This window comes from Solibaculum intestinale, from assembly GCF_040096205.1.
Taxonomy (GTDB): domain Bacteria; phylum Bacillota; class Clostridia; order Oscillospirales; family Acutalibacteraceae; genus Solibaculum_A; species Solibaculum_A intestinale.
The window spans coordinates 1-21,148 of sequence record NZ_JBBMFD010000011.1; the positions used below are offsets into that span (position 1 = coordinate 1).

Here is a 21,148-nt window from a genome sequence, read left to right on the forward strand (position 1 = left end):
GTGCGGCAATTTGCCGCACCGGGTTTCTTGTTTTATCAATATGTTTCGTGCCCTGCCGCTGCAAGCCATCGGATAGAGGAAAAGAAATCAACTTCGAACAAGGCCGATCGTTGAAACCGGGCGGCAAGAGATCCCTTCGCCAAACCATGCAGGTGTGGCGCGCCTCCTATCTACAGAAAACGCTCTATTTGTAATCCTTTCGGAAATATGCTATACTCTTTTCAATTTCTGCGAAAGGAGTGCATGCGGTGGAACGGTTTTTTCTGGACGGGGCCTTCGGTACCTATTACCGCCAGGCGGGCGGTCAATGTGAACGGTGCGAAGAGGCAAACCTCTTCGAGCCCGAGACGGTTTTGCGCATTCACCGGGAGTATTTGCAGGCAGGAGCGGACGGGATTAAAACCAATACCTTCGCCGTGCGTCCCTCCTTTTCGGAGAACTGGCGGCAGGTGCTGCGCGCGGGTTACCGTCTGGCCAAAGAGGCAGCCGGAGAGGAGAAGGCTGTGTTTGCCGACATTGGCTCCATCCAGGCGGAGGAGACGGCGGAAGAGGAATACTTGGAAGTGGCGCGGGAGTTTTGCGCCTGTGGGGCACAAAACTTCCTCTTTGAAACCCTTGCCCAGCTGGACGATCTTCTGCCTGCCGTGGCGCTCATCCGGCAGGAGGTCCCAGGTGCGCGGATCTTTGTTTCCTTCGCCGCCTTTTCCGACGGGTATACCCAGAAGGGCTTTGATTACAGGGACCTTTTGCGCCGGGCGGCCCAGGTGGAAGGAATCGAAGCAGTGGGCTTGAACTGCGTGTGCGGCCCATCCCACGTCTACCGCCTTCTGTCCCAGATGGACCGGACCGGCCTTCGCCTGCTGGCCATGCCAAACTCCGGCTACCCCGCCAACGTGGGCGGGCGTACCGTGTATGAGGACAACCCCGCCTACTTCGCCGCCAAGCTTTGCGACATCGCAAGCCTCGGCGTACCGATTCTGGGCGGCTGCTGCGGCACCACTCCCGCCCACATCGCCATGGCGGTGCATGCGGTGGAAGGAAAGCCCTCCCAAGAGGCGGCACCGCCCACACCGTCATTGCAGCAAGCACGGCGGCAGGGGCCAAGCCCTTTTCTGAACGGGATGGAGACAGGGCGCAAGGCAGTGGCGGTGGAGATTGATCCTCCGGAGGATCTGGACATCGAGCGGGTGCTGTCCTTCTCAAAAACCGCGAAGGAAGCCGGAGCCGACGTGATTACCGTGGCCGACTCCCCGCTTGCCCGCACCCGGGCGGACAGCTTCCTGGTGGCCGCCCGCATCAAGCGGGAGACTGGTATCGACGTGCTTCCGCATCTTTCCTGCCGGGACCGCAATCACATCGCCGTCAAAGGGACCCTGCTGGGCGGTGCTATGGAAGGAATCCGCAATGTTCTCGCCATTACCGGCGATCCCATCATCCCGCTGGAAAACGGTGTGAGCAAGGGCGTGTTCACCTTCAATTCCTATCGCTTGATCTCCTATATCAAAAGCCTGTCGTCGGACGTGCTGGCCGCTTCTCCCTATGCGGTGGGAGGCGCTCTCAACGTCAATGCCGAGCGGTTTGACGCGGAGCTTAAACGAGCGGAGAAAAAAGTGGAATGCGGCGCCCAGTTCCTGCTGACCCAGCCGATTTTCACCCGGCAGGCGGAGGAAAACCTAAGGAAGGCCAGGAACGCCCTTTCCTGTAAGCTGCTGGCCGGGATTATGCCGGTGGCGGGGTATAAGAACGCGCTGTTTCTCAACAATGAAGTGTCCGGCATTTGTGTACCAGGGGATCTGCTTACCGCCTTGCAAGGAAAGAGCAGGGAAGAGGCGGCGGATTTGTCCGTCCGCTTTAGCATGGAGGTTATCCGCCATGTATTCGACTGCTGCGACGGCTTCTATCTCATGACCCCGTTAAAGCGGATCGACCTGACTGCGCGTCTGGCCCGGGAAATCCGAAATTTTGAAACAGGGAGGAAAGAAACCCTATGATTCGCATTGGAGAAAAACTCAACAGTTCCATCCCTTCCACCCAGAACATGTTCGCAGAGCGCGACCGAGATGGGGTGGTTGCGTTGATTGAAAAACAGGAGGAGGCCGGCGCCGACTATTTGGACATCAACACTGCCCTGTGCGCGGACAAGGAATTGGAAACCATGCTCTGGGTCATCGGCCTGGCTATGGAACACAGCGACTGCGGGATCATGATTGACTCCCCTTCCACCGCTGTGATGAAAGAAGCGATGGCTGCCTGTAAGGGGCGCAAGCTCATCGTCAACTCTGTCACCATTACCGACCGCATAGAGGAAATCGCCCCCCTCATCGCCGAATCGGGCGCCGGGGTGGTGGGGATGCCCGTGGGCGGCGACGGGGATCGGGCCAGCCTGGACGGGAGAATGCACAACATCAGCCTTTTGGTGGAAAAGCTTCGTTCCTTCGGCATCCAGGACGAGCAGATTTACGTGGATATTATGATGGAGGCCGCAGCTTTCGACAGCGAAAGCCCGGCTCTGGCCCTGCAGGTCATCGGGGCGCTCAAAAAGCGGTTCCCGGCGGTCAAAAGCGTGTGCGGCCTTTCCAACGTTTCCTTTGGCCTGCCCGGCCGGGTGAATATCAATATTGCCGCTCTGTCCGCCGGCGTGTTTTTAGGGCTTGACAGCGCCATCCTGGACGTTACTTCCCCCAAGACCCGGCTGGCTTTGCTTGCGGCCGACGTGGTCGCAGGCAACGACGAGTATTGCATGGAGTACATCGCCTACCTACGCGAGCAGGAGAAATAAGGAGATCGCCGGGCGGGCTTATGGCCTTAGAAAAAACGGCCCTGCAATATGGTAGGAAACCGAAACTCTATCCAGTTTTTCAGGCGAGGAGCAATCCGGTCCAAGGCAAAAGCAATCGAGCCGCTCTCAACGGCGCCGGGGTTTTCCTTGCACCAAAGACCGGAAGCTTACGCTGTCGGTAGTCCCCGCGCTTTTATTATCCGGAACAAAATAATCAACAAGGCCCCTGGAATCCAACTGGATTCCAGGGGCCTTTGTCAAAACAAATGCGATTATTCCCCGGTCAGGCAGGGGACCGAATCACCAATGACGCTCTGTAGCCGCGTCCAGGCGCGTTTGCAGAACTCCCAGTCGGCGTTGTTGATAAAAATATCTGGTTTCGTCGGGGCCAGTGCGTACTTACCCACCGGAATGACGCGATACCGGTCGGAGGTTTTGGTATCCTCCCGGATGTAGGTCATCAAAGGGGTGTAGGCAGCGTCTGCGATCTTGACCCCGTCCTCTGTTTTGCGGATGGTTACCGAAACCATTTGACTGGTGCGGGTTTTGTCCACTTGCACGGAGGACTGGTCGGCGATAAAATTCCCCAGCGAGTAGACGATCAGCCGGTTGGCGGTGCCGTTTAATGTTTCCACCTGGTGCAGCTCGGTAGGCTGGGCGGCGTGGGCGTGGTTGCCGAGTACAATGTCCGGTCCGTCGGGGGTGTTAATCAGGGCCTTGGCCAGCGCCTTTTGGGTGGCGTTGGGCGCGTCCTGATACTCCGCGCCCCAGTGAAGGGAGAGAATTACGAAATCTGCCCCCGCTTCCCGGCATTTGCGCACGTCGCCCAGCAGCCGGTCCAGATCCTCGGTGCTGTCGTGGTTGAATTCCCGCATGGCGTACGGCCGGTGTTCCTCGGGAATGGTGACGATCATGCCGTTGTCCCCGTACGAATAGGTAACGATGCCGATCTCAATGCCGCCGTAGTTGAGGACACAGGGCGTGTCGCACTGCTCCTGGGTTTCATAGGTCCCGTCAAACTCCGCTCCAGCCGCCTGAAGGGCGGCGCGAGTGGCCAGAAGGCCGCTCCAGCGCATGTCAAAAGAATGGTTGTTCGCGGTTAGAAAGAAGTTAAAGCCCGCGCCCATGGCATCGCGGATGATCTCGGAAGGATAATTGAAGCACGGGTAACTGGAAGGCTCCCTGGAATCGTCCACCGCGCCTTCCAGGTTGACGATTTTCAAGTCCGCCGTCAACAGCTTGGACACCTCCGAAAAATACGGCGAAAAGTCATAGCTGCCGTCCGCCAGCAGGGCCGACTGGACCGGCTGGTAGTGAAGCAAAATGTCCCCGCAGAACTGAATGGACACCTCGTCCTCCTTTTTGGTTGGGTGCAGGGGATAGGGGGAAAGCGCCTCCTCCGGTTCGGAGGAAACCGGCAGGGTGCTTTGCCCGGATGGGAGGCTCTGTACCTGGGAAGAAGCCCCGCTCTGGGAGGAGGCGCCGCCGTCCGTGCAGCTTGCAAAGGTGAGCGCTACCATCAGCGCCAGCAAAAGACAGGAAACCTTCGTACGTATCTTCATTATCATTCTCCTTTTTCCTTACCAGCCGTCGATTCCCGCGCGCTGCATCGCGCCCACAATTTTAATGCGCAGCCGGTCATAATCCTTTTCCAGATGCCAGAGCAAATCTTTGATCTCTTGGCGCTTGGTGTCCCCATCCACGGGGCACTTGCTTTTGACGATAGGAAGCGCCTCCCGCTTGGCGGCAGACCGTATCATCCGCTCTTCCACAAAGATCATGGGCCGGATCAGGAAAAGCTCCTTGCGGTCGAGCCAGGTCACCGGGGAAAAACAACCGATTTTTCCGCCGCACAGCAGGTTCATCATAAAGGTTTCCGCCGCGTCGTCGAAATGGTGCCCCAAGGCCAGCCGGTTGCACCCGGCTTCTTTGGCCATGTTGTGCAAAATCCCCCGGCGCAGCTTGGCGCACAAAGAGCAGGGATTTGGCTCCTTTCGTTCCTCGAACACGATCGGTCCAAGCTTTGTGCGCTTGAGGACATATTCCACTCCCAGCTCCCCGCACAGCCGGGCAATAGGGGTATAGTCGGTGCACTCTCCGCCGAAGCAAGGGTCCATGGTCAGCGCTACCAGCTCAAACCGCTGGGGGAGATAGGCGCGCAGCCGCGCCAGAGACGTCAGTAAAACCACCGAGTCCTTCCCGCCGGATACGCCTACTGCCACCCGGTCGCCGTCGGCAATCATCCGGTACTGGTCGATGGCGCTGCGCATAAGCCCGTCGATGCGCTGCATAGGCCCCACCCCCATTTCCATGTTTGTCCCATTATACCAGAAAGGAACGTACGATGCAACGAACGGGCCAAAAGGATGCCGTTTGGATACGTTTGTACCGGCCGGCGAGCTGCGGGAGAGAGTTCATATGACAGCCCCGCCAAAAAACGTTGTTTCTCTTCCCTCCGCCTTCCCATCGGTGTAGCCAAACAAACTGCGGAGCAAAAACAGCCATAAGCGCAGCCGGCCGCGTGGAAATGGATACAGACGGAGACCGTGTAGCAGCGCTTTTCTTTTTGGTTAACGAAAGAACGAAACGAACCCCATACGGAAGAAAAATTTATAAAAATGACAAATGAGATTGAAAGCGATACAAAGAGAAAAAACGAGATTTTGAGAGATTGTGCGGATGTAAATTGATGCTATCGAAAATTTCTCTTGACACCGGGAGATTCCTATGATAGTATCATGTTTGCGTCCGGCTGAGAACCGGCCGGTTTTTGAGAACATTCGCCTGCCTGCCCTACCTGGGCAAAGCAGCTTGGTCCATACGACGAGAATGAAAAGCCTTTCATTGCGAAGCGAGAACATTTTAAAGTAGGAGGTACCCTTATGTCGACCTATATGCCAAAAGCGGGGGAGATTACCCGTAAATGGTATGTGCTTGACGCCGCCGGCAAGCCCCTTGGCCGTACCGCTGCCAAGGCCGCCGTTCTTCTGCGCGGAAAGCACAAGCCCACCTTTGCTCCCCATGTGGATTGCGGCGATCATGTTATCGTGATTAACTGTGCCAAAGCAGTCCTCACCGGTGATAAGCTCAATCAGAAGTATTATCGCCGTCATTCCGGCTGGATCGGCGGCCTGCGGGAGATCAAGTACGCCACTCTAATGGCGACCCGTCCTGAGTTTGCCATGGAGCTTGCCGTTAAGGGCATGATTCCGGACACCACCATCGGCCGCGCTGCCTGCGCTCGTCTGCGTGCTTACAGCGGCGCAGAGCATAAGCACGCCGCGCAGAAGCCCGAAACGTTAGAATTTTGAGGAAGGAGGCAATCGGAATGTACGATACGAAGACCTATTTTTACGGCACTGGCAGAAGAAAGAGCTCGGTTGCCCGTGTAAGAGTCTATCCCGGTTCTGGTAACATCACCATCAACGACCGTGATATCGACGATTATTTTGGCCTGGAAACCTTAAAGCTGATTGTCCGCCAGCCTCTCGCGCTGACTGGAAACACCGATAAGTTCGACATCGTCTGCCGCGTAGCCGGCGGCGGCGTAACCGGTCAGGCCGGCGCCATCCGTCATGGTTTGGCCCGCGCCCTGCTGCAGGTGAACTCCGAGGAGCTGCGCCCGATTCTCAAGAAGGCAGGCCTTTTGACCCGCGATCCTCGTATGAAGGAGCGCAAAAAATACGGCCTCAAGGCTGCCCGTCGCGCTCCGCAGTTCAGCAAGCGCTAAACTTTATCAAAAGTGGTCAAAAACCCCGGAACTACGCGGTTTCCGGGGTTTTTCCTTTTCAAATGGTTTGACGCAATTTGACAGAACGAAGCCTCTTTTAACCCGTTTTCTATGGGTTAAATGGTGGACAACCACCCCAAAAAGAGGGCTTATGGGTTAAAAAATAGGACAACCGAGACGCGATTTTGGGATGCCAAGGGGATGTTTATTTATACATCTCCAAGAGACCTTTTTCGTGAAAACGGTTTGTCTGAATTTGACCTAATTTGAACAAAAGAGAATAAATCTAATCGCCAAGCGCTCAGTATTTTCTACTGGGCGCTTTTTGCGTTTCCGGGGAATTTCATTCCGGGATAAGAAAAGGCCGTCACTTTCAATTTTTGAAGTGGCGGCTTTTTCTATTTCCAGAAGCCATAGAACAATTCAGAAATGAGGTGAAGTCATTGAACACGCAAATCATCGCCATCGCCAACCAGAAAGGCGGCGTTGGCAAGACAACCACCTGCGCGAACCTGGGGATTGGGCTGGCGCAGGCCGGAAAGAAAGTGCTGCTGATCGACGGGGACCCGCAAGGCAGCCTGACCATCAGCCTGGGCCACCCCCAGCCGGACAAGCTGCCCTTTACCCTGTCCGACGCGATGGGCCGTATCCTGATGGACGAGCCGCTGCGCCCCGGCGAGGGTATCCTGCACCACCCGGAGGGCGTTGACCTGATGCCCGCAGACATCCAGCTCTCCGGCATGGAGGTCTCCCTGGTGAACGCCATGAGCCGAGAGACCATCCTGCGGCAGTATCTGGACACGCTCAAGGGACAGTATTCCCATATCCTGATTGACTGCCAGCCATCCCTGGGTATGCTCACGGTCAACGCCCTGGCCGCCGCCAACAGGGTCATAATCCCCGTTCAGGCGGAGTACCTGCCCGCCAAGGGCCTGGAACAGCTGCTCCAGACCGTAAACAAGGTGAAGCGGCAGATCAACCCCAAGCTCCAGATCGACGGCATATTGCTGACGATGGTGGACAACCGCACCAACTTCGCCAAGGAGATTGCCGCCCTGCTGCGGGAGACCTATGGCAGCAAAATCAAGGTGTTCGGCACCGAGATTCCCCATTCTGTCCGGGCAAAGGAGATCAGCGCCGAGGGCAAAAGCATTTTTGCCCATGACCCTAATGGCAAGGTGGCCGAGGGCTATAAGAATCTGACCAAGGAGGTGATAAAACTTGAAAAGCAGCGCGAAAAAAGTAGAGCTGGCTCCATACGATGATTTGTTTTCCACCGAGGAAAGCCGCCAGGATGCCAAGCTGGAGAAGATACAGGAAATTCCGCTGTCTGAGCTGCACCCATTTAAGGGGCATCCCTTCAAAGTCAAGGATGACGAGGCCATGATGGAGACCGCCGACAGCGTTCGGCAGTATGGTGTTCTGGTTCCGGCGATCGCCCGCCCGGACCCGGAGGGCGGCTATGAGCTGGTTGCCGGTCACAGGCGGCACCGGGCCAGTGAGCTGGCCGAGAAAGAAACCATGCCTGTCATTGTCCGAGACCTGGACGATGATGCTGCCACTATCATCATGGTGGACAGCAACTTACAACGTGAAAGCCTGCTCCCCAGCGAAAGGGCCTTTGCTTACAAGATGAAGCTGGAGGCTATGAAACACCAAGGCGCACGGGGGGACTTAACTTCGTCCCAACTTGGGACGAAGTTGCGTGCAGATGAATTGTTGGCGCAGCAGGCTGGTTCGAGTAGGAACCAGGTGCAGCGCTATATCCGCCTGACGGAGCTGATTCCCGAACTGCTGGATATGGTCGATGAAAAGAAAATCGCCCTCAATCCGGCTTATGAGCTGTCCTTTCTCAAAAAAGAAGAACAGCGGGATTTGCTGGACGCGATGGACAGCGAACAGGCTACCCCCTCTCTCTCCCAGGCTCAGCGACTCAAGAAATACAGCCAGGAGGGACATCTGACCCTCGATATGATGCGCGTCATCATGGGTGAGGAAAAGAAAAGTGATCTCGACAAAGTGACTTTCACCTCCGACACCCTGCGGAAGTATTTCCCCAAAAGCTATACGCCCCAGCGGATGCAGGAAACCATTATCAAACTGCTGGAGGCGTGGCAGAAGAAGCGCCAGAGAGACCAGGAACGATGAAAGGAGCCGCCTATGAGGGATATTTCAGCCCGTGAGCTGAAAGGACACAATATCTTGGCCGTAGAGCGTTTTCAGGACAGCACCCGCTGGATGATCGAGTTTTCCGTTCAGCGCCCTTGTTCCTACGGCTGCCCCGGCGATGATATGCGGCTGTTTCTTACGGAGGACGGGTATCAGGCCGCCCTCGTAAGCCAGAAGCGTCGGGAAATCAAAATCAAGCGGTATGCCCGTGTGATCGAGGGCCATGTGCTCGACTTCAAACCGGACAAGCGCCGCCGCCACCCGTAAACTCATTATCACTACGAAAGGAAAGGAATGAATATGTGTACTGTCCAGAGCATCAAAGATGCCATCCGGGAAAGTTGCCAGTCCCAGTATGATATGGAATCCACCGACATTGACCGGGTTTTGCAGACCCTCCCGTTTTCGGAGCATGAGCCGATGTTCAGTCATCCGCCGAAGTACAAGCGTCCTTACCGGCCCTGGCAGAACAACAAAAACAGCTGAAAGCCACAGTCTTTTTCACGAAGGATTGTGGCTTTTTTCATGCCCTAAAATTAGAAAGGAGTGAAGTCAATGGCCGTTTTTCGCATTGAACGGACCAAAGATTATACCGTGATGAGCAATCATCACCTGCGGAACCACGAACTATCCCTCAAGGCAAAGGGGCTTCTTTCCATGATGTTATCCCTGCCTGATGACTGGAACTATACTACCCGTGGACTTGCGAAAATCTGCAAGGAGGGCGTTGATGCCATCGGCAGTGCGCTGCGGGAGTTGGAAACCGCCGGTTACATCGTGCGGAACCAGCTGCGGGACCAACAAGGCCGGATCAGCGACACCGAGTATGTGATTTATGAGAAACCCCAGCCCAGGCAGCCAGAAACGCCAAGGCCGGATACGGCTGTACCAGATACGGCTTCACCAGATACGGAAAACCCGTATCTGGATAAACCGGATACGGAAAAGCCCGCAGAATTAAATATAGAGAAACCAAATACTCAAAAACAAAATACTCATGGAGCAAGTACCGATTCCATTCCCTTCCGGGAAACAGCGGCAGCACAGCTGCCGGAACGGAAAGGAAGGGATGCGATGTCTGTCTCAGAGATAGAAAATTATCGGGAATTGATTCTGGAGAACATCGAGTATGACTATCTGTGCAGAGAGTTTTCGACCTACCGTGAGGACCTGGACGAGATTGTGGAGCTGATGGTGGAGACCGTTTGTGCCAAACGTAAAACCACTCGGATCGCTGGCAGCGACTTTCCCCATGAAGTCGTGCGCTCCCGGTTCTTGAAGCTGGATAGCGAGCATATCCGATTTGTCATGGACGGTATGCAGAAAAACACCACGGAGGTCCGCAATATGAAACAGTATTTGCTTGCAGTGCTGTTCAACGCGCCCACCACGATCAGCAATCACTACACCGTACAAGTCAATCACGATATGAACACAGGCGGCTGGTAAACAGCCGCTTTTCTGTTGCCCGGCAATACCGGGAGAAAGGATTTTGCCATGAAACGACCTCTTGCCTACATTACGGCTCCCTGGAGCAACAACCAGTATGAGAACGCCGAGAACGCTGCCACCTACTGCCGCCAGGTGTACGACGCCGGGTATTCGCCCATCTGCCCGGTTCTGTTCTTGTCCACCTTCCTCAAGGACGAGATTCCCCAGGAACACAAGGACGGGCTGGATATGGTGCGAGACTATCTGCGCCGGTCCCATGTGCTGGTGGTCTGCGGCCACGGCATCGACGAGACCGTGAAGAATGACATCGCCACCGCTGAGCGCCTGCGGATCACCGCTACCACCCTGGACGGTATCCTGACTGTGAAAGGCCAGGGACGCGGGAAAGGAGGTGCGCGCCATGCCTGAGCGTAAGACCGTGGGCCAGCTGATGGAGGAAATGCGGCTCAAGGCCGGGGCGCAGAACTACCACGGCCATGAGTACATGGATTTGGAGCGGTTTGCCGAGGACACCCGGCACATGATTATCTTCGATGTGCTGACCCACGATTCGCCGGTGGGCTGGAAAGGCGAACGGACCCGCCTGTTTCTGACGGAGGCCGGATACCAGAAAAGCCTGGAGAACCAGGAAAAGGGCCACATCAAGATTCTCAGCCATGCCAAGGTGCGCCAGGGACATCTGTACTATGACCGCTCCGATCAGCTGCGTTGAAAGGAGCCTGCCATGATGAAATACCTGCTGCGGCGGCTGGTGGTCCCGCCTTAGTATCAAGCGCCACCCCTGCAAAATCCGTGGAAAGGAGGCGATGACCTATGCAGGAGGAAGTGGAAAACAGGACTTTGACGCTGGTAGTCAGCGGAACAAAGTTTACCGGGCGGCTGTTTAAGGCCGCCATCACCAAGTACCTTGCCCACCGCAAGGAAAAGAAGCTGCAAAAGCAGAAAAGCCGGGATACCCCCGTGATTCCCCACGGCAAACAGACGGTGAAGCAGCTGATCGGCCAGAATCAGGGCGTTTCCAACATCGAGATCACCGACCCCTCCATCAAGGAGTTTGAAAAGATCGCCCGGAAATACGGCGTTGACTATGCGGTGAAGAAGGACCGCAGCAGCTCCCCGCCCAAGTACCTGATCTTTTTCAAAGGCCGCGATGCGGATGCCCTGACCGCTGCCTTTACCGAGTACACCGGCAAGAAGGTCAGAAAGGCGCAGAAAACAGAGCGTCCGTCCGTGCTGGCAAAGCTGAGCCAGTTCAAAGAGCTGGTGAAACACGCCGTTGTGGACCGGAACAAGCGGAAGGAGCTGGAACGATGAAGATGAAAAAGCAACTTGACATCAAAAAGCTCCTTTTGCTGAATATGCCCTATATCCTGATGGGGCTGTTCGCAACCAACTTCGGTGAAGGATGGCGGATGGCCGTGGGTGCGGACGCTTCGGCAAAAATGCTTTCGTTCTTCTCCACGCTGCCGGTGGCGCTGGCCAGCTGGTGGCCCAGCCTGCACCCTTTGGACCTGCTGGTGGGGCTGTGCTGCGGCGCTGGCCTGCGATTGGCCGTGTATCTCAAAAGCAAGAACGCCAAGAAGTACCGGCACGGTATGGAGTATGGCAGCGCCCGCTGGGGCACCCATGAGGACATCGCACCCTACATCGACCCGGTGTTCCAGAACAATGTGATTCTGACTAAAACCGAGAGCCTGACCATGAACAGCCGCCCCAAGGACCCCAAGACCGCCAGAAACAAAAATGTGCTGGTGATCGGTGGCTCCGGTTCCGGCAAGACCCGCTTCTGGCTGAAACCGAACCTGATGCAGATGCACAGCTCCTATGTGGTGACAGACCCAAAAGGCACCATCCTGGTGGAGTGCGGCAAAATGCTTCAGCGCGGCACACCCAAGCTGGGCAAGGACGGCAAGCCCATGAAGGATAAGCACGGCAAGGACATCTATGAGCCTTATCGGATCAAAGTCCTCAATACCATCAACTTCAAGAAGTCCATGCACTATAATCCCTTTGCCTACATCCACTCCGAAAAGGACATCTTGAAACTGGTCACGACGCTGATCGCCAACACCAAGGGCGAGGGCAAGGCCGGGGACGATTTTTGGGTTAAGGCCGAGACGCTTTTGTACTGCGCCCTCATTGGGTATATCCACTACGAGGCCCCGGTGGAGGAACAGAATTTCTCCACCCTCATCGAGTTCATCAACGCGATGGAGGTCCGGGAGGATGACGAGGAGTTCAAGAACCCCGTGGACCTGATGTTTGACGCGCTGGAGGCAGAGAAGCCCAACCACTTCGCCGTCCGTCAGTACAAAAAGTACAAGCTGGCTGCGGGTGTTGTATGCTCTAAAAGACTTCTTAATCAAGCGGTTGGGAAGTCTCTTAGAACACACAACCTAAAACCGAAGAAAGGAGCGCAAGTTATGAGAAAAAACGAGAAAATCACAGCTCTGTACGAACGATTGAGCCGTGATGACTTTGGCAAAGATGATGACCAGCAGCGTGAGAGCAATTCCATTTCCAATCAAGATGTAATATGTAGAGGGTGGTTTCTACCGCCTAATACTATTACATGACTGGCGGCTCATTTGTGGTGAATTGGTCTGGCAGTTGTGGGAAAGGAAAAAAATCCGCATAACTGCTGACATTTTAGCACGAAGGGAGCATGAAAATGAAGTCTATTTTTGAAGAAATGGGCGGCACATATACGAAGGTTGGCGATTACTATATCCCCGACCTTGCGCTGCCGGAGACCGAGGAATATCAGATCGGTAAGTATGGCCGTATGCGCCGCCGCTACTTGAAAGAGCATCGTCCCGTCCTTTATGCACACTACCTAACAAGCTGCACCCTGCATGAACATCTTGCAGAGATAGACAAATCCTGCAATCAGCGTATGGAGATCATGTGCGAAGCTATGGCACGACTGGAAGGTGTGACCGAGGCACTTAAAGCTACCGATCAAATGGAATGGGTACGGCGCATGAACAACATTCATAACCGTGCAGAGGAAATTGTTCTGACGGAGCTTGTATATTGCTAAACACATGTTAGCCCCGCATCAGCATGAATGAACGCTGGTGTGGGGCTAATTCTGTATCACTTAGCTCTTTATATTCCAGTAGCCTTTTCGGTCAGACCCGATGCGCTCGATGATTCCTTTTTCCTTCAGCTCCTTCAGACGCTGAGAAACTGTTTTTCTGCTGATAGATAGCTTATCTGCTATGGTGGTAGATGTGTATGCAGGATCTTCGGAAATCAGGGCCAGAATTTGCATGGATTTTTCATCCAAGGTTTCTGTTACCTTTTCTGTTACCTTTTCTGTTACCTTTTCTGTCACCTTGTAGGTGGCAGATCGAATAACCCGATCCTCTGACGCTGTAAACTGAATCATAATATCGCCGGGATGCACGGTGTACGCAGGAAGCGGGCTTCCATCTTCCTTGCAAGCCTGACAGATTTTCTCAATACCACGTCCCCAGCTCTCGATGAAGCCGGCCAAATAATACACATTCGCAATCGCCGTGTTGTAAGGGCGGGATGCGTGTTTGGACATCAGGCTGTCTGCCGTCCAGTTGTCTGGAAGCCTACCACAGTTAGCGATATACAGCTTATCCTCATACACGCTGATCTGAATCGGAACGCCGCTTTCATATTGCTTGTGGCATAGAGCGTTAAGAAGGGCTTCACGCAGGGCAGCGTCGGGAACAAAATAACGCTCAATGCGCTGCATCCCTTCGTAAGTGATTTTCGCTTTCATATATTTCAGATGGATGACTTCAATGATCTTGTCAATCTGTTCCAACAAGGAGCCGTGAATTTCATCCTGATAACGGAGATCGGCATCATTCTCGAAAAAGCCGATTTTTGTGTATGCGCCCAGCTGCCAGCGGTCAGGGTCTTTGCAGAACAGCAGCATCGCTGCGTTGGTATAATACCCGGCATTGGTCAGACGCAGCTTTTCCATTAAATCCGCTTTGTCCTCGTCTAAAACGCTTTGGTCGATCCGGCCCTTCTTGGCGGCAAGGGTCTTGAATCTCTTGACCAACTCATCATCAATATCATCCAACGTAAATCCCGGCAAGGGCATATTATCCCACGAAGCACCACGTTTGCGTAGAATGAAGCTCTCCAGTTCTGGGCCAGAAAGGGTCTGCATGGTGCTGCCGCTTCTATAATAATAGACACCTTTGCAGTTTATGGCAACGGGATATGGTGGAACAACGATTTCCAGATATTCTTTCCCGTCACGCTCCAGCTGATTGACATCCACCACGATGCTCATGGCATTTCGGATTTTGTTTGGAACATCCTCCAGCAGCTTGCGGATATTGGGCAGGCCGATAACTTTTCCATCATCGTCACAGCCAATATAAATCTTGCCGCCCTGTGCATTGGCGAAGCCGCAAATCCATTCCAGATAGTCATCCTTCCACTTAGCTTTCCATTCTATGTTCTGATTTTCAGGCATTATTATCACCATCCTCTGATTTATTCTTTCCCCGGCTCTTATAAACATTATACTGATTTTTACACCTTGCACTGCAAAAAGCGGAGTTAGCCCGGTTACTCAGGAACACTTTCTGACACTGCTTGCACATCCGCAACGGCTTTGTGCTGTCCACCAGCATGAAGCTGAACATCATCTGAATCCCCAACAGCAGGGAATGGAAATCCCAATAGATCGTTGGCCTATCCAACAGCTCTATATGATAGGTGGGTGCAATGCCGCCAAATGCAGCCATAGACTTACGCAGCATATTCCGGCTTTCTTCCTCCATGGAATCATAGTCATTATAATAGAAGAAAGAGGTCAGCATATTAAATGCCCAATCCTTGAGTTGCTGTGCCACCCAATCGTAAGGCTCTGCATACGCCCGCTGGAAGCTCATGGTCTTTGCCATCGGCTCGTCCATAAAGGTCATGGTCAGTGCAATCATTGCCCGGTCGCTGGACACATTCCAACTGGATTCCACACCGTTCTTGACCACATCCAGCTTATCAAAGGGGTAAAACAGGGACAGATACTTCTCCGTCTCCATCGTTTCTTCCTTGATAAAATGGTTCTTTGGCAGATATACCGCCTCATAATCCATAAAGGACGGCGTGGTGGGCAGGGCCGTCATCAGGCCCAGCAGCCCATAGTGGGTAATAAATTCCAAGATTGCCTTTTCTACCTCTGGCTCAGAGCTTTTCTTGCCGTTCATCATCAGCATCCCCACATTCAGAGCATCCAGCACAATGTCCGGGGCTTCCTTGAGTGGGTTATAGACATCCGGCCTGGCATCCTTTGCCGGGGTGATGTATTTCTTCCCGTCCTTGCCTGTTTTGATTTCATAGCGTTCATACCGCACCCAATGGGAACGGGATTGCTCAAAAAATGTATTCATAACGCAAATCCTTCCTTTCGGTCATCTGCTTATCAAATTCAATCAGATCATTCGCTGTCCTTGCTGCTGCCAAGGGCAGCTTTCTTTTTCCTCGGCTTTGATTTGTTCTCCCGGAGGATAACGGCGTCCTTGCCATAGGCTTTCAGCAAAAGCCCATATTCCTCTAAGAACTGCCGTTCCCGCAGCGTTAGGCTTCCACAGTCGTTCTGTTTTTCCAAAAGGTAATCATAAACCGCTCTTTGCAGCTTCTTGTGGATATTCTTTCGGAGCTTTCTAATGTTTCGGTCTGTCTGTCCCCGTATCATACCCACCTGTATGGTGCTGTACTGCCGGATGGACAGGTAATACAGCACTTCCTTCTGATCAATGGTAAGGCTGCGTATCAGCTCAGAAATAAATGAGCTTGCAACCAACTCATGCAGTTCATAGGGGCAAGAAAAAATGATATCCAGAAAATTGCCGCTGGCAAGCTGGCGGTATCGTGGCAGATTCAAATACAGCGGAATCATCTTCGGATTGGGAACTGCCATGTATTCTAACGGAACATCTCCCCGGAGATTTTCATGGTCACGCTCCCGTCGTTCCCGATTCCGATCCAACCTGTCCCATTCGCTGACAACGTATCGAAAGTCGTCCTCTGTTCTTGCAGCATCCTCCAGCCGTGCCAACGCCTCTGCCCGTATCTGGCGCTTTAAGCGTTTTTCGCTGACAGGAGCAGCTTCTTCCTCTTCGTCCTCCAGTTCTACGGTGTAGTCCCTTGGGTTTTCGTCCTGCTCCAGCTCTCTTTCCAGCTCTAAGGCTCGTTCTTCGGAGAGGATTTCCTCTAACTGCTCGTTTTGTATCGTCAGATCGGAGGCTTCATCCCATTCGGTTAGGTCATCACCGTCATCCGGGAACAGGAGAAATGTTCTATTTTCATCTGTCATGACCTCACCTCCGAAAATTTTTTGAATTTCTTTCAAAAACAGTTCCGATTTACACCCCGGATTTCTCCTATTAGTGAGAGGGTAATCTGATAAGCGGTTATTTAGGTTACTTTTTCAACCCGTATCAAGAGAAAGGAGGACGCAAGTTGCGGTAGCTTTATGAAACATGACACAAGATGCCACCGACTTACATCAGTCGGAACCACCATTAGTATATCAAACGAACATGAATTTTTCAAGGAGGAACGCTATGGATAAAAACAAACAGGCACAGTATATGATAAGACGTATTGGCGGCACCACCTACAAGGTGAGAGTCGCTTTCAGTGAAAGTGGGAAAGAGACAATGGAGGATAAAATTTTACGAATGATACGCAACGAAGTAGTTACAAACGACGGAACTTGTGATATAATTGGTGTACCACAAATGAGCCGTCAGTCTGAAAGGAGCGCATCATGAGCATCATTCAGACTGAGGACAAGATCACCGCCTTATACGAACGACTTTCCCGTGACGATGACCAGATTGGGGATAGCAACTCCATTGTGAATCAAAAGAAATACTTGGAGGGCTATTGCGCACAGCAGGGGTACACAAACTTTGCCCATTACACGGACGACGGATTCTCAGGCGGCACATTTGAAAGACCGGCATGGAAAAAGCTGGTGGCAGACATTGAAGCTGGCAAGGTGGCTCGTGTGATCGTAAAGGATATGTCCCGAATCGGACGTGACTACTTGCAGACCGGCTTTTACACGGAGGTTATGTTCCGTCAGCATGGCATTCATTTTATTGCCATCGCCAACAGCGTGGACAGCAACGACCAGAACAGCAATGAATTTGCTCCGTTCCTCAACATCATGAACGAGTGGTACTTGCGTGATCTGAGCCGCAAGCAGAAAACCGCTATCCGTGTGAAGGGGGAATCAGGCAAGCCTACCACCAACAGTGCCATCTACGGCTATAAGAAAGACCCGAACGACAAGCACCATTGGTTGATTGACGAGGAGGCCGCCGCCGTTGTGCGGCGCATCTTCCGTCTGACCATCGAGGGAAAAGGCCCCTATGACATTGCCAGAATCCTTTTTGAAGATAAGGTAGAAGCTCCGGCGGTCTATTTTGCAAGGAAAGGCATTGGCGTTTGGAAAAGTAAGACCGAGTTCGCATATCCTTATAACTGGAGCGGCTATATTGTGGGGCAGATATTGTCTAAGCCTGAGTATATGGGGCATACGGTCAATTTCCGTTCCCACAAGCTGTCATATAAGGACAAGACCTCTATTCCTAATCCCAAGGAGGACTGGCTGATCTTCGAGAACACCCATGAGGCCATTATCGAGCCGGAAACATGGGAGCTTGCTCAGCAACTGCGGAAAACGCCACGGCGTATTGATACCATAGGCGAAGCCAATCCCCTGACCGGGCTTTTATACTGTGCGGACTGCGGCGCAAAGATGTATAATCATCGTTCCAGAGGCGGTACAGAAGGCACTCCGTATCCGTCGGATTTCTTTGACTGCTCCTCTTATACACTGGCACATCAGAAGCATGGAAAGGACTGCTGCGGGCACTATATTACCACTAAGTCGCTGCGTATCCTTATTTTAGAGACAATCCGCACTGTCAGCCAGCTTGCCATAGCAGATCGGGAAAAATTCACCGAGAAGATACGAGCCGCTTCACAGGTCAGGCAGGTGGAGGCGGCCAAAGATGCCAAACGAAAGCTGAACAAAGACCGTAAGCGCCACAGTGAGCTGGATACGATCATTAAAAAGCTCTATGAATCCTTTGCCGTAGGCCGAATTTCTGAGGAACGCTTTGACAGCCTGCTTGCTGAGTACGAAGTCGAACAGAAAAACCTTTCCGCACAGATTGCAGAAACGGAGGAAAGCCTGACGAGCTATGAGGAAGATACTGCCCGTGTAGAGCAGTTCCTTGCTTTGGCAGAAAAGTACACCGATTTCTCCGAGCTGACTACACCGATGATCAATGAATTTATTGATAAAATCATCGTTCATGCCCCGGAGCGCATCGACGGGGACAGAACGCAGGAGGTAGAAATCTTCCTGAAATTCATCGGAAAGTTTGAACTTCCTGCCCCGGAGCTGACAGCAGAGGAAATCAAGCGGCAGGAGCAGCTACGCCAGCATCGCATCAAAAGCCGGGAGCGCTATCAGTTGATTAAGGCCGGGAAGCACACCGTTGGGCAGCCTTTTCAGCTAACCTGTAAGTGCTGCGGTCAGGGATTTGAATCCAAAAGCTCGGCTGCTATGTTCTGCGGACCGAATTGCCGGGCGAAGTTCTACCGGCAGGAAGCGGCAGAAAACAGGCGGCGTGACTGCACTTGTGAAAACTGCGGTAAGACCTTTTCCACCACAAGAAGCAATGTCAAGTATTGCAGTGATGAGTGCCGATATGAGGGGCATATCAAAGGCCAGCGGGTTCGCAATGCAGCGAACAGGAAGGAAAAACTGGCAGCGGAGACAGTTACCTCTCCGGCTTAATATTTCCAATAAAACAATAAATTTTGAGGAAGCGGTTTGCCTTATATCAGGGCAAGCCGCTTTTTCTACGCAAAGGAGGACACATGAATTTATTCGAAACCGTAAAAAACAACGTCAGCCTGCGGGAAGCGGCACAGGCGTATGGCCTTGAGGTCAACCGGCACGGCAAGGCGCTCTGCCCCTTTCACAATGACAGACACCCCAGCTTGTATGTGGCAAACGACCATTATTATTGCTTTACCTGCGGAGAGCATGGAGATGTCATTGACTTCACTGCAAGGTTGTTTGATCTCAAGCCCTACGACGCAGCCATGAAGCTGGTGATAGACTTTCATCTTGACCCGGACAAGCCGCCCAGCGCAGCGGCACTCAATGCAAAGCGTATCCGAACAGAAGCACAGAAGCTCAAAGAAAACGAGCGTCTGTGCTTTTCTGTTTTATCGGACTATTACCGTTGCTTGGAGGAATGGAAAGCATACTATGCGCCGCAAACGCCGGATGAGCCAGTCCATGATTTATTCGTGGAAGCCTGCCACAAGCTCAGTCAGATTGAATATGAACTGAACATTCTCACCTTTGGTGACAGCTATGAGCGTCGGGAAATTGTACAGGACTGGATGACGGATGGTGAAATCATAGCACTAAAGGAGCGTCTGGAACAACTGCGAAAGGAGGAAACCTATGGACGAATTGAATACCCCAATGGTTATGCCGCCTGAAGAAAGCATTCCCGATTGGTATGATGGAAAACGCATCAACGAAGTGCTGTTTTGTCAGCAGTTCTTAAAAAAGCATCCCATGAAATGTGTCAGAGGAAGGCTGTTCACAGTGGATGGACTGATTGAGGACGAGGCGCAAATCGGCAATCTCATTCTGGAGGAGATCTCCGGCTGTCTGACCTCCGGGCTTTCCAAGGTGGTGGCAAATCTGCTGGCCAGTATCAAGCTGCAAGCCTATTCGCCGCCCCTGCCCATCGAGACTGACCGTATCCATGTGGCAAACGGGACACTCTTTCTGGATGGGCGTTTCACCGAGGACAAAAGCTATTGCAACAACCGTCTGAGTGTGGCCTATCTCCCCGATGCACCGCCGCCTGTGCGCTGGCTGCAATTTTTATCCGAGCTGCTTGTCCCGGAGGACATTCCCACCTTGCAGGAGTATATGGGCTACTGCCTATTGCCTACCACAAAGGGGCAGAAAATGCTCCTGATGATTGGTAAGGGCGGCGAAGGAAAGAGTCGAATCGGACTTGTAATGCGCTCCATGCTGGGAGATAACATGAATACCACCAGCATCCAGAAGGTAGAGAACAACCGTTTCAGCCGTGCAGACCTGGAAAACAAGCTGCTGATGGTGGATGACGATATGGATATGAGTGCCCTGCCCAAGACCAACTATATCAAATCCATCGTGACCTCAGAGTGCAAGATGGATATGGAACGCAAGGGTGTTCAAAGCTATCAGAGCCAGCTTTATGTCCGCTTTCTTTGCTTCGGCAACGGCGCTTTAACCGCTTTGCACGACAAGTCAGACGGCTTCTTCCGCAGGCAGATCGTGTTGACCACCAAGGACAGGCCAGCAGGACGAGCCGATGATCCATTTCTGGTGGATAAGCTGACACAGGAGCGTGAGGGCATCTTTTTGTGGTGTCTGGAGGGTCTGCGGCGGTTGATTGGGAACGAGTATCAGTTCACCATCAGCGATAGAGCCAAAGAAAATATGGAGACAGTAAAGCGCAGCAGCAACAATGTGATCGAGTTTTTGCAATCCGAGGGCTATATCCGCTTTAAGGCCGACAGCGAAGCCAGCTCCAAGGCTATCTATGAAGCCTATCTCCGCTGGTGCGAGGACAACGCACAAAAGCCTATGTCAGCAAATCGTATCAGCTCAGAGCTGGCCCAGAATGAACGGCTTTATAATGTGGAGGCTACCAACAATGTGTACGCAGCCGGAAAGCGGGTGCGTGGATTTATCGGAGTGGAGGCGATGAACTTGCTTCCTTATTAAATATGAGAACTGGACTTCAAAACTGCCGTACATGCCGTACACGATGTACGGCAGTTCTCAACTCCGTTTTCAAAAAGCTATTTTACCGCAAAATCAGCGTTCTTTATGTGCAATGTGCTGCGATTACCGCATTTTCTTGCGGTATAAACAGCGATTTGACAAAGCAAACGCAAAATCCAAAGACCAATCG

23 protein-coding genes and 1 pseudogene are annotated in these 21,148 nt (G+C 52.9%); 19 read left to right on the forward strand and 5 right to left on the reverse strand.

Going from position 1 to position 21,148, the window contains the following annotated elements; translation table 11 throughout:
* The 3 genes from WMO26_RS07510 to WMO26_RS07520 all read left to right on the forward strand — a co-directional run.
* On the forward strand, nt 1-194 hold a 194-nt coding region (locus tag WMO26_RS07510), incomplete at its 5' end, for a hypothetical protein (RefSeq protein WP_349219367.1).
* Nucleotides 195-248: 54 nt separating this feature from the next.
* A complete protein-coding gene (locus WMO26_RS07515) occupies nt 249-1,991 on the forward strand; it encodes a bifunctional homocysteine S-methyltransferase/methylenetetrahydrofolate reductase (protein WP_349219369.1) in 1,743 nt (580 codons plus the stop codon).
* Nucleotides 1,988-2,779: a dihydropteroate synthase gene (locus WMO26_RS07520; RefSeq protein ID WP_349219371.1), complete on the forward strand. Its 792-nt coding sequence runs from the start codon at nt 1,988-1,990 to the stop codon at nt 2,777-2,779. Before WMO26_RS07515 ends, WMO26_RS07520 begins: the two co-directional genes overlap by 4 nt.
* Nucleotides 2,780-3,051: 272 nt before the next feature.
* Here the strand turns inward: WMO26_RS07520 and WMO26_RS07525 are convergent, their stop codons facing one another.
* Nucleotides 3,052-4,341 carry a CapA family protein gene (locus tag WMO26_RS07525; protein WP_349219373.1) on the reverse strand — a complete coding sequence of 430 codons (1,290 nt, stop codon included), beginning with the start codon at nt 4,339-4,341 and terminating at the stop codon, nt 3,052-3,054.
* A gap of 18 nt (nt 4,342-4,359) precedes the next feature.
* Nucleotides 4,360-5,070 carry a tRNA 2-thiocytidine biosynthesis TtcA family protein gene (locus WMO26_RS07530; protein ID WP_349219375.1) on the reverse strand — a complete coding sequence of 237 codons (711 nt, stop codon included), beginning with the start codon at nt 5,068-5,070 and terminating at the stop codon, nt 4,360-4,362.
* A gap of 591 nt (nt 5,071-5,661) precedes the next feature.
* On the opposite strand from WMO26_RS07530, the gene rplM reads away from it, so the two are divergent.
* The 12 genes and pseudogenes from rplM to WMO26_RS07590 all read left to right on the forward strand — a co-directional run bounded on the left by rplM (nt 5,662) and on the right by WMO26_RS07590 (nt 13,173).
* Nucleotides 5,662-6,090, forward strand: coding sequence for a 50S ribosomal protein L13 (rplM, locus tag WMO26_RS07535; protein ID WP_349219377.1), 429 nt, complete (start codon nt 5,662-5,664; stop codon nt 6,088-6,090).
* Nucleotides 6,091-6,107: 17 nt separating this feature from the next.
* Nucleotides 6,108-6,509, forward strand: a complete 402-nt coding sequence (gene rpsI, locus WMO26_RS07540; RefSeq protein WP_349219379.1) for a 30S ribosomal protein S9 — start codon at nt 6,108-6,110, stop codon at nt 6,507-6,509.
* 443 nt (nt 6,510-6,952) lie between these two features.
* The gene (locus tag WMO26_RS07545; RefSeq protein WP_002576359.1) at nt 6,953-7,774 is read left to right on the forward strand and encodes a ParA family protein; all 822 of its coding nucleotides are present in this window, start codon (nt 6,953-6,955) and stop codon (nt 7,772-7,774) included.
* Entirely contained in the window at nt 7,731-8,657 is a 927-nt protein-coding gene (locus tag WMO26_RS07550; RefSeq protein WP_002576358.1) for a ParB/RepB/Spo0J family partition protein, read from the forward strand. Before WMO26_RS07545 ends, WMO26_RS07550 begins: the two co-directional genes overlap by 44 nt.
* A gap of 12 nt (nt 8,658-8,669) precedes the next feature.
* On the forward strand, nt 8,670-8,945 hold the full coding sequence (locus tag WMO26_RS07555) for a DUF5720 family protein (RefSeq protein ID WP_002576357.1): 276 nt from the start codon (nt 8,670-8,672) through the stop codon (nt 8,943-8,945).
* Nucleotides 8,946-8,972: 27 nt separating this feature from the next.
* Entirely contained in the window at nt 8,973-9,164 is a 192-nt protein-coding gene (locus tag WMO26_RS07560) for a hypothetical protein (RefSeq protein WP_002576356.1), read from the forward strand.
* A gap of 69 nt (nt 9,165-9,233) precedes the next feature.
* Entirely contained in the window at nt 9,234-10,127 is an 894-nt protein-coding gene (locus WMO26_RS07565; protein ID WP_002576355.1) for a DUF6017 domain-containing protein, read from the forward strand.
* Nucleotides 10,128-10,175: 48 nt separating this feature from the next.
* A complete protein-coding gene (locus WMO26_RS07570; RefSeq protein ID WP_002578791.1) occupies nt 10,176-10,538 on the forward strand; it encodes a DUF7768 domain-containing protein in 363 nt (120 codons plus the stop codon).
* Entirely contained in the window at nt 10,531-10,842 is a 312-nt protein-coding gene (locus WMO26_RS07575; RefSeq protein ID WP_002576353.1) for a DUF5720 family protein, read from the forward strand. Before WMO26_RS07570 ends, WMO26_RS07575 begins: the two co-directional genes overlap by 8 nt.
* Before the next feature lie 101 nt (nt 10,843-10,943).
* Nucleotides 10,944-11,444 (forward strand): PcfB family protein, encoded by a 501-nt coding sequence (locus WMO26_RS07580; RefSeq protein ID WP_002576352.1) that lies wholly within the window; start codon nt 10,944-10,946, stop codon nt 11,442-11,444.
* Nucleotides 11,445-11,446: 2 nt separating this feature from the next.
* Nucleotides 11,447-12,493, forward strand: a pseudogene (locus tag WMO26_RS07585) (type IV secretory system conjugative DNA transfer family protein); the annotation flags it as partial.
* A 308-nt stretch (nt 12,494-12,801) separates the two neighbouring features.
* A complete protein-coding gene (locus tag WMO26_RS07590) occupies nt 12,802-13,173 on the forward strand; it encodes a TnpV protein (protein ID WP_055145291.1) in 372 nt (123 codons plus the stop codon).
* Nucleotides 13,174-13,233: 60 nt separating this feature from the next.
* On the opposite strand, the gene WMO26_RS07595 is transcribed toward WMO26_RS07590, so the two are convergent.
* Genes WMO26_RS07595 through WMO26_RS07605 form a run of 3 tightly spaced genes read right to left on the reverse strand, consistent with a single transcriptional unit; the run spans nt 13,234 to nt 16,446 of the window.
* Nucleotides 13,234-14,601 carry an ATP-binding protein gene (locus tag WMO26_RS07595; protein ID WP_055145294.1) on the reverse strand — a complete coding sequence of 456 codons (1,368 nt, stop codon included), beginning with the start codon at nt 14,599-14,601 and terminating at the stop codon, nt 13,234-13,236.
* Nucleotides 14,594-15,520 (reverse strand): hypothetical protein, encoded by a 927-nt coding sequence (locus WMO26_RS07600; protein WP_055145297.1) that lies wholly within the window; start codon nt 15,518-15,520, stop codon nt 14,594-14,596. The genes WMO26_RS07595 and WMO26_RS07600 overlap by 8 nt, the downstream gene beginning before the upstream one ends.
* A 47-nt stretch (nt 15,521-15,567) precedes the next feature.
* Nucleotides 15,568-16,446 (reverse strand): hypothetical protein, encoded by an 879-nt coding sequence (locus tag WMO26_RS07605; RefSeq protein ID WP_055145300.1) that lies wholly within the window; start codon nt 16,444-16,446, stop codon nt 15,568-15,570.
* Between the two features lie 250 nt (nt 16,447-16,696).
* On the opposite strand from WMO26_RS07605, the gene WMO26_RS07610 reads away from it, so the two are divergent.
* The 4 genes from WMO26_RS07610 (at nt 16,697) to WMO26_RS07625 (ending at nt 20,958) form a co-directional block, all read left to right on the forward strand.
* Nucleotides 16,697-16,906, forward strand: coding sequence for a transposon-encoded TnpW family protein (locus WMO26_RS07610; RefSeq protein WP_055145303.1), 210 nt, complete (start codon nt 16,697-16,699; stop codon nt 16,904-16,906).
* A complete protein-coding gene (locus WMO26_RS07615) occupies nt 16,903-18,951 on the forward strand; it encodes a recombinase family protein (RefSeq protein ID WP_055145306.1) in 2,049 nt (682 codons plus the stop codon). Before WMO26_RS07610 ends, WMO26_RS07615 begins: the two co-directional genes overlap by 4 nt.
* Before the next feature lie 83 nt (nt 18,952-19,034).
* Entirely contained in the window at nt 19,035-19,670 is a 636-nt protein-coding gene (locus WMO26_RS07620; RefSeq protein ID WP_055145308.1) for a CHC2 zinc finger domain-containing protein, read from the forward strand.
* Entirely contained in the window at nt 19,633-20,958 is a 1,326-nt protein-coding gene (locus WMO26_RS07625; protein ID WP_330375650.1) for a DNA primase family protein, read from the forward strand. The genes WMO26_RS07620 and WMO26_RS07625 overlap by 38 nt, the downstream gene beginning before the upstream one ends.
* The last annotated feature ends 190 nt before the right edge of the window (nt 20,959-21,148 follow it).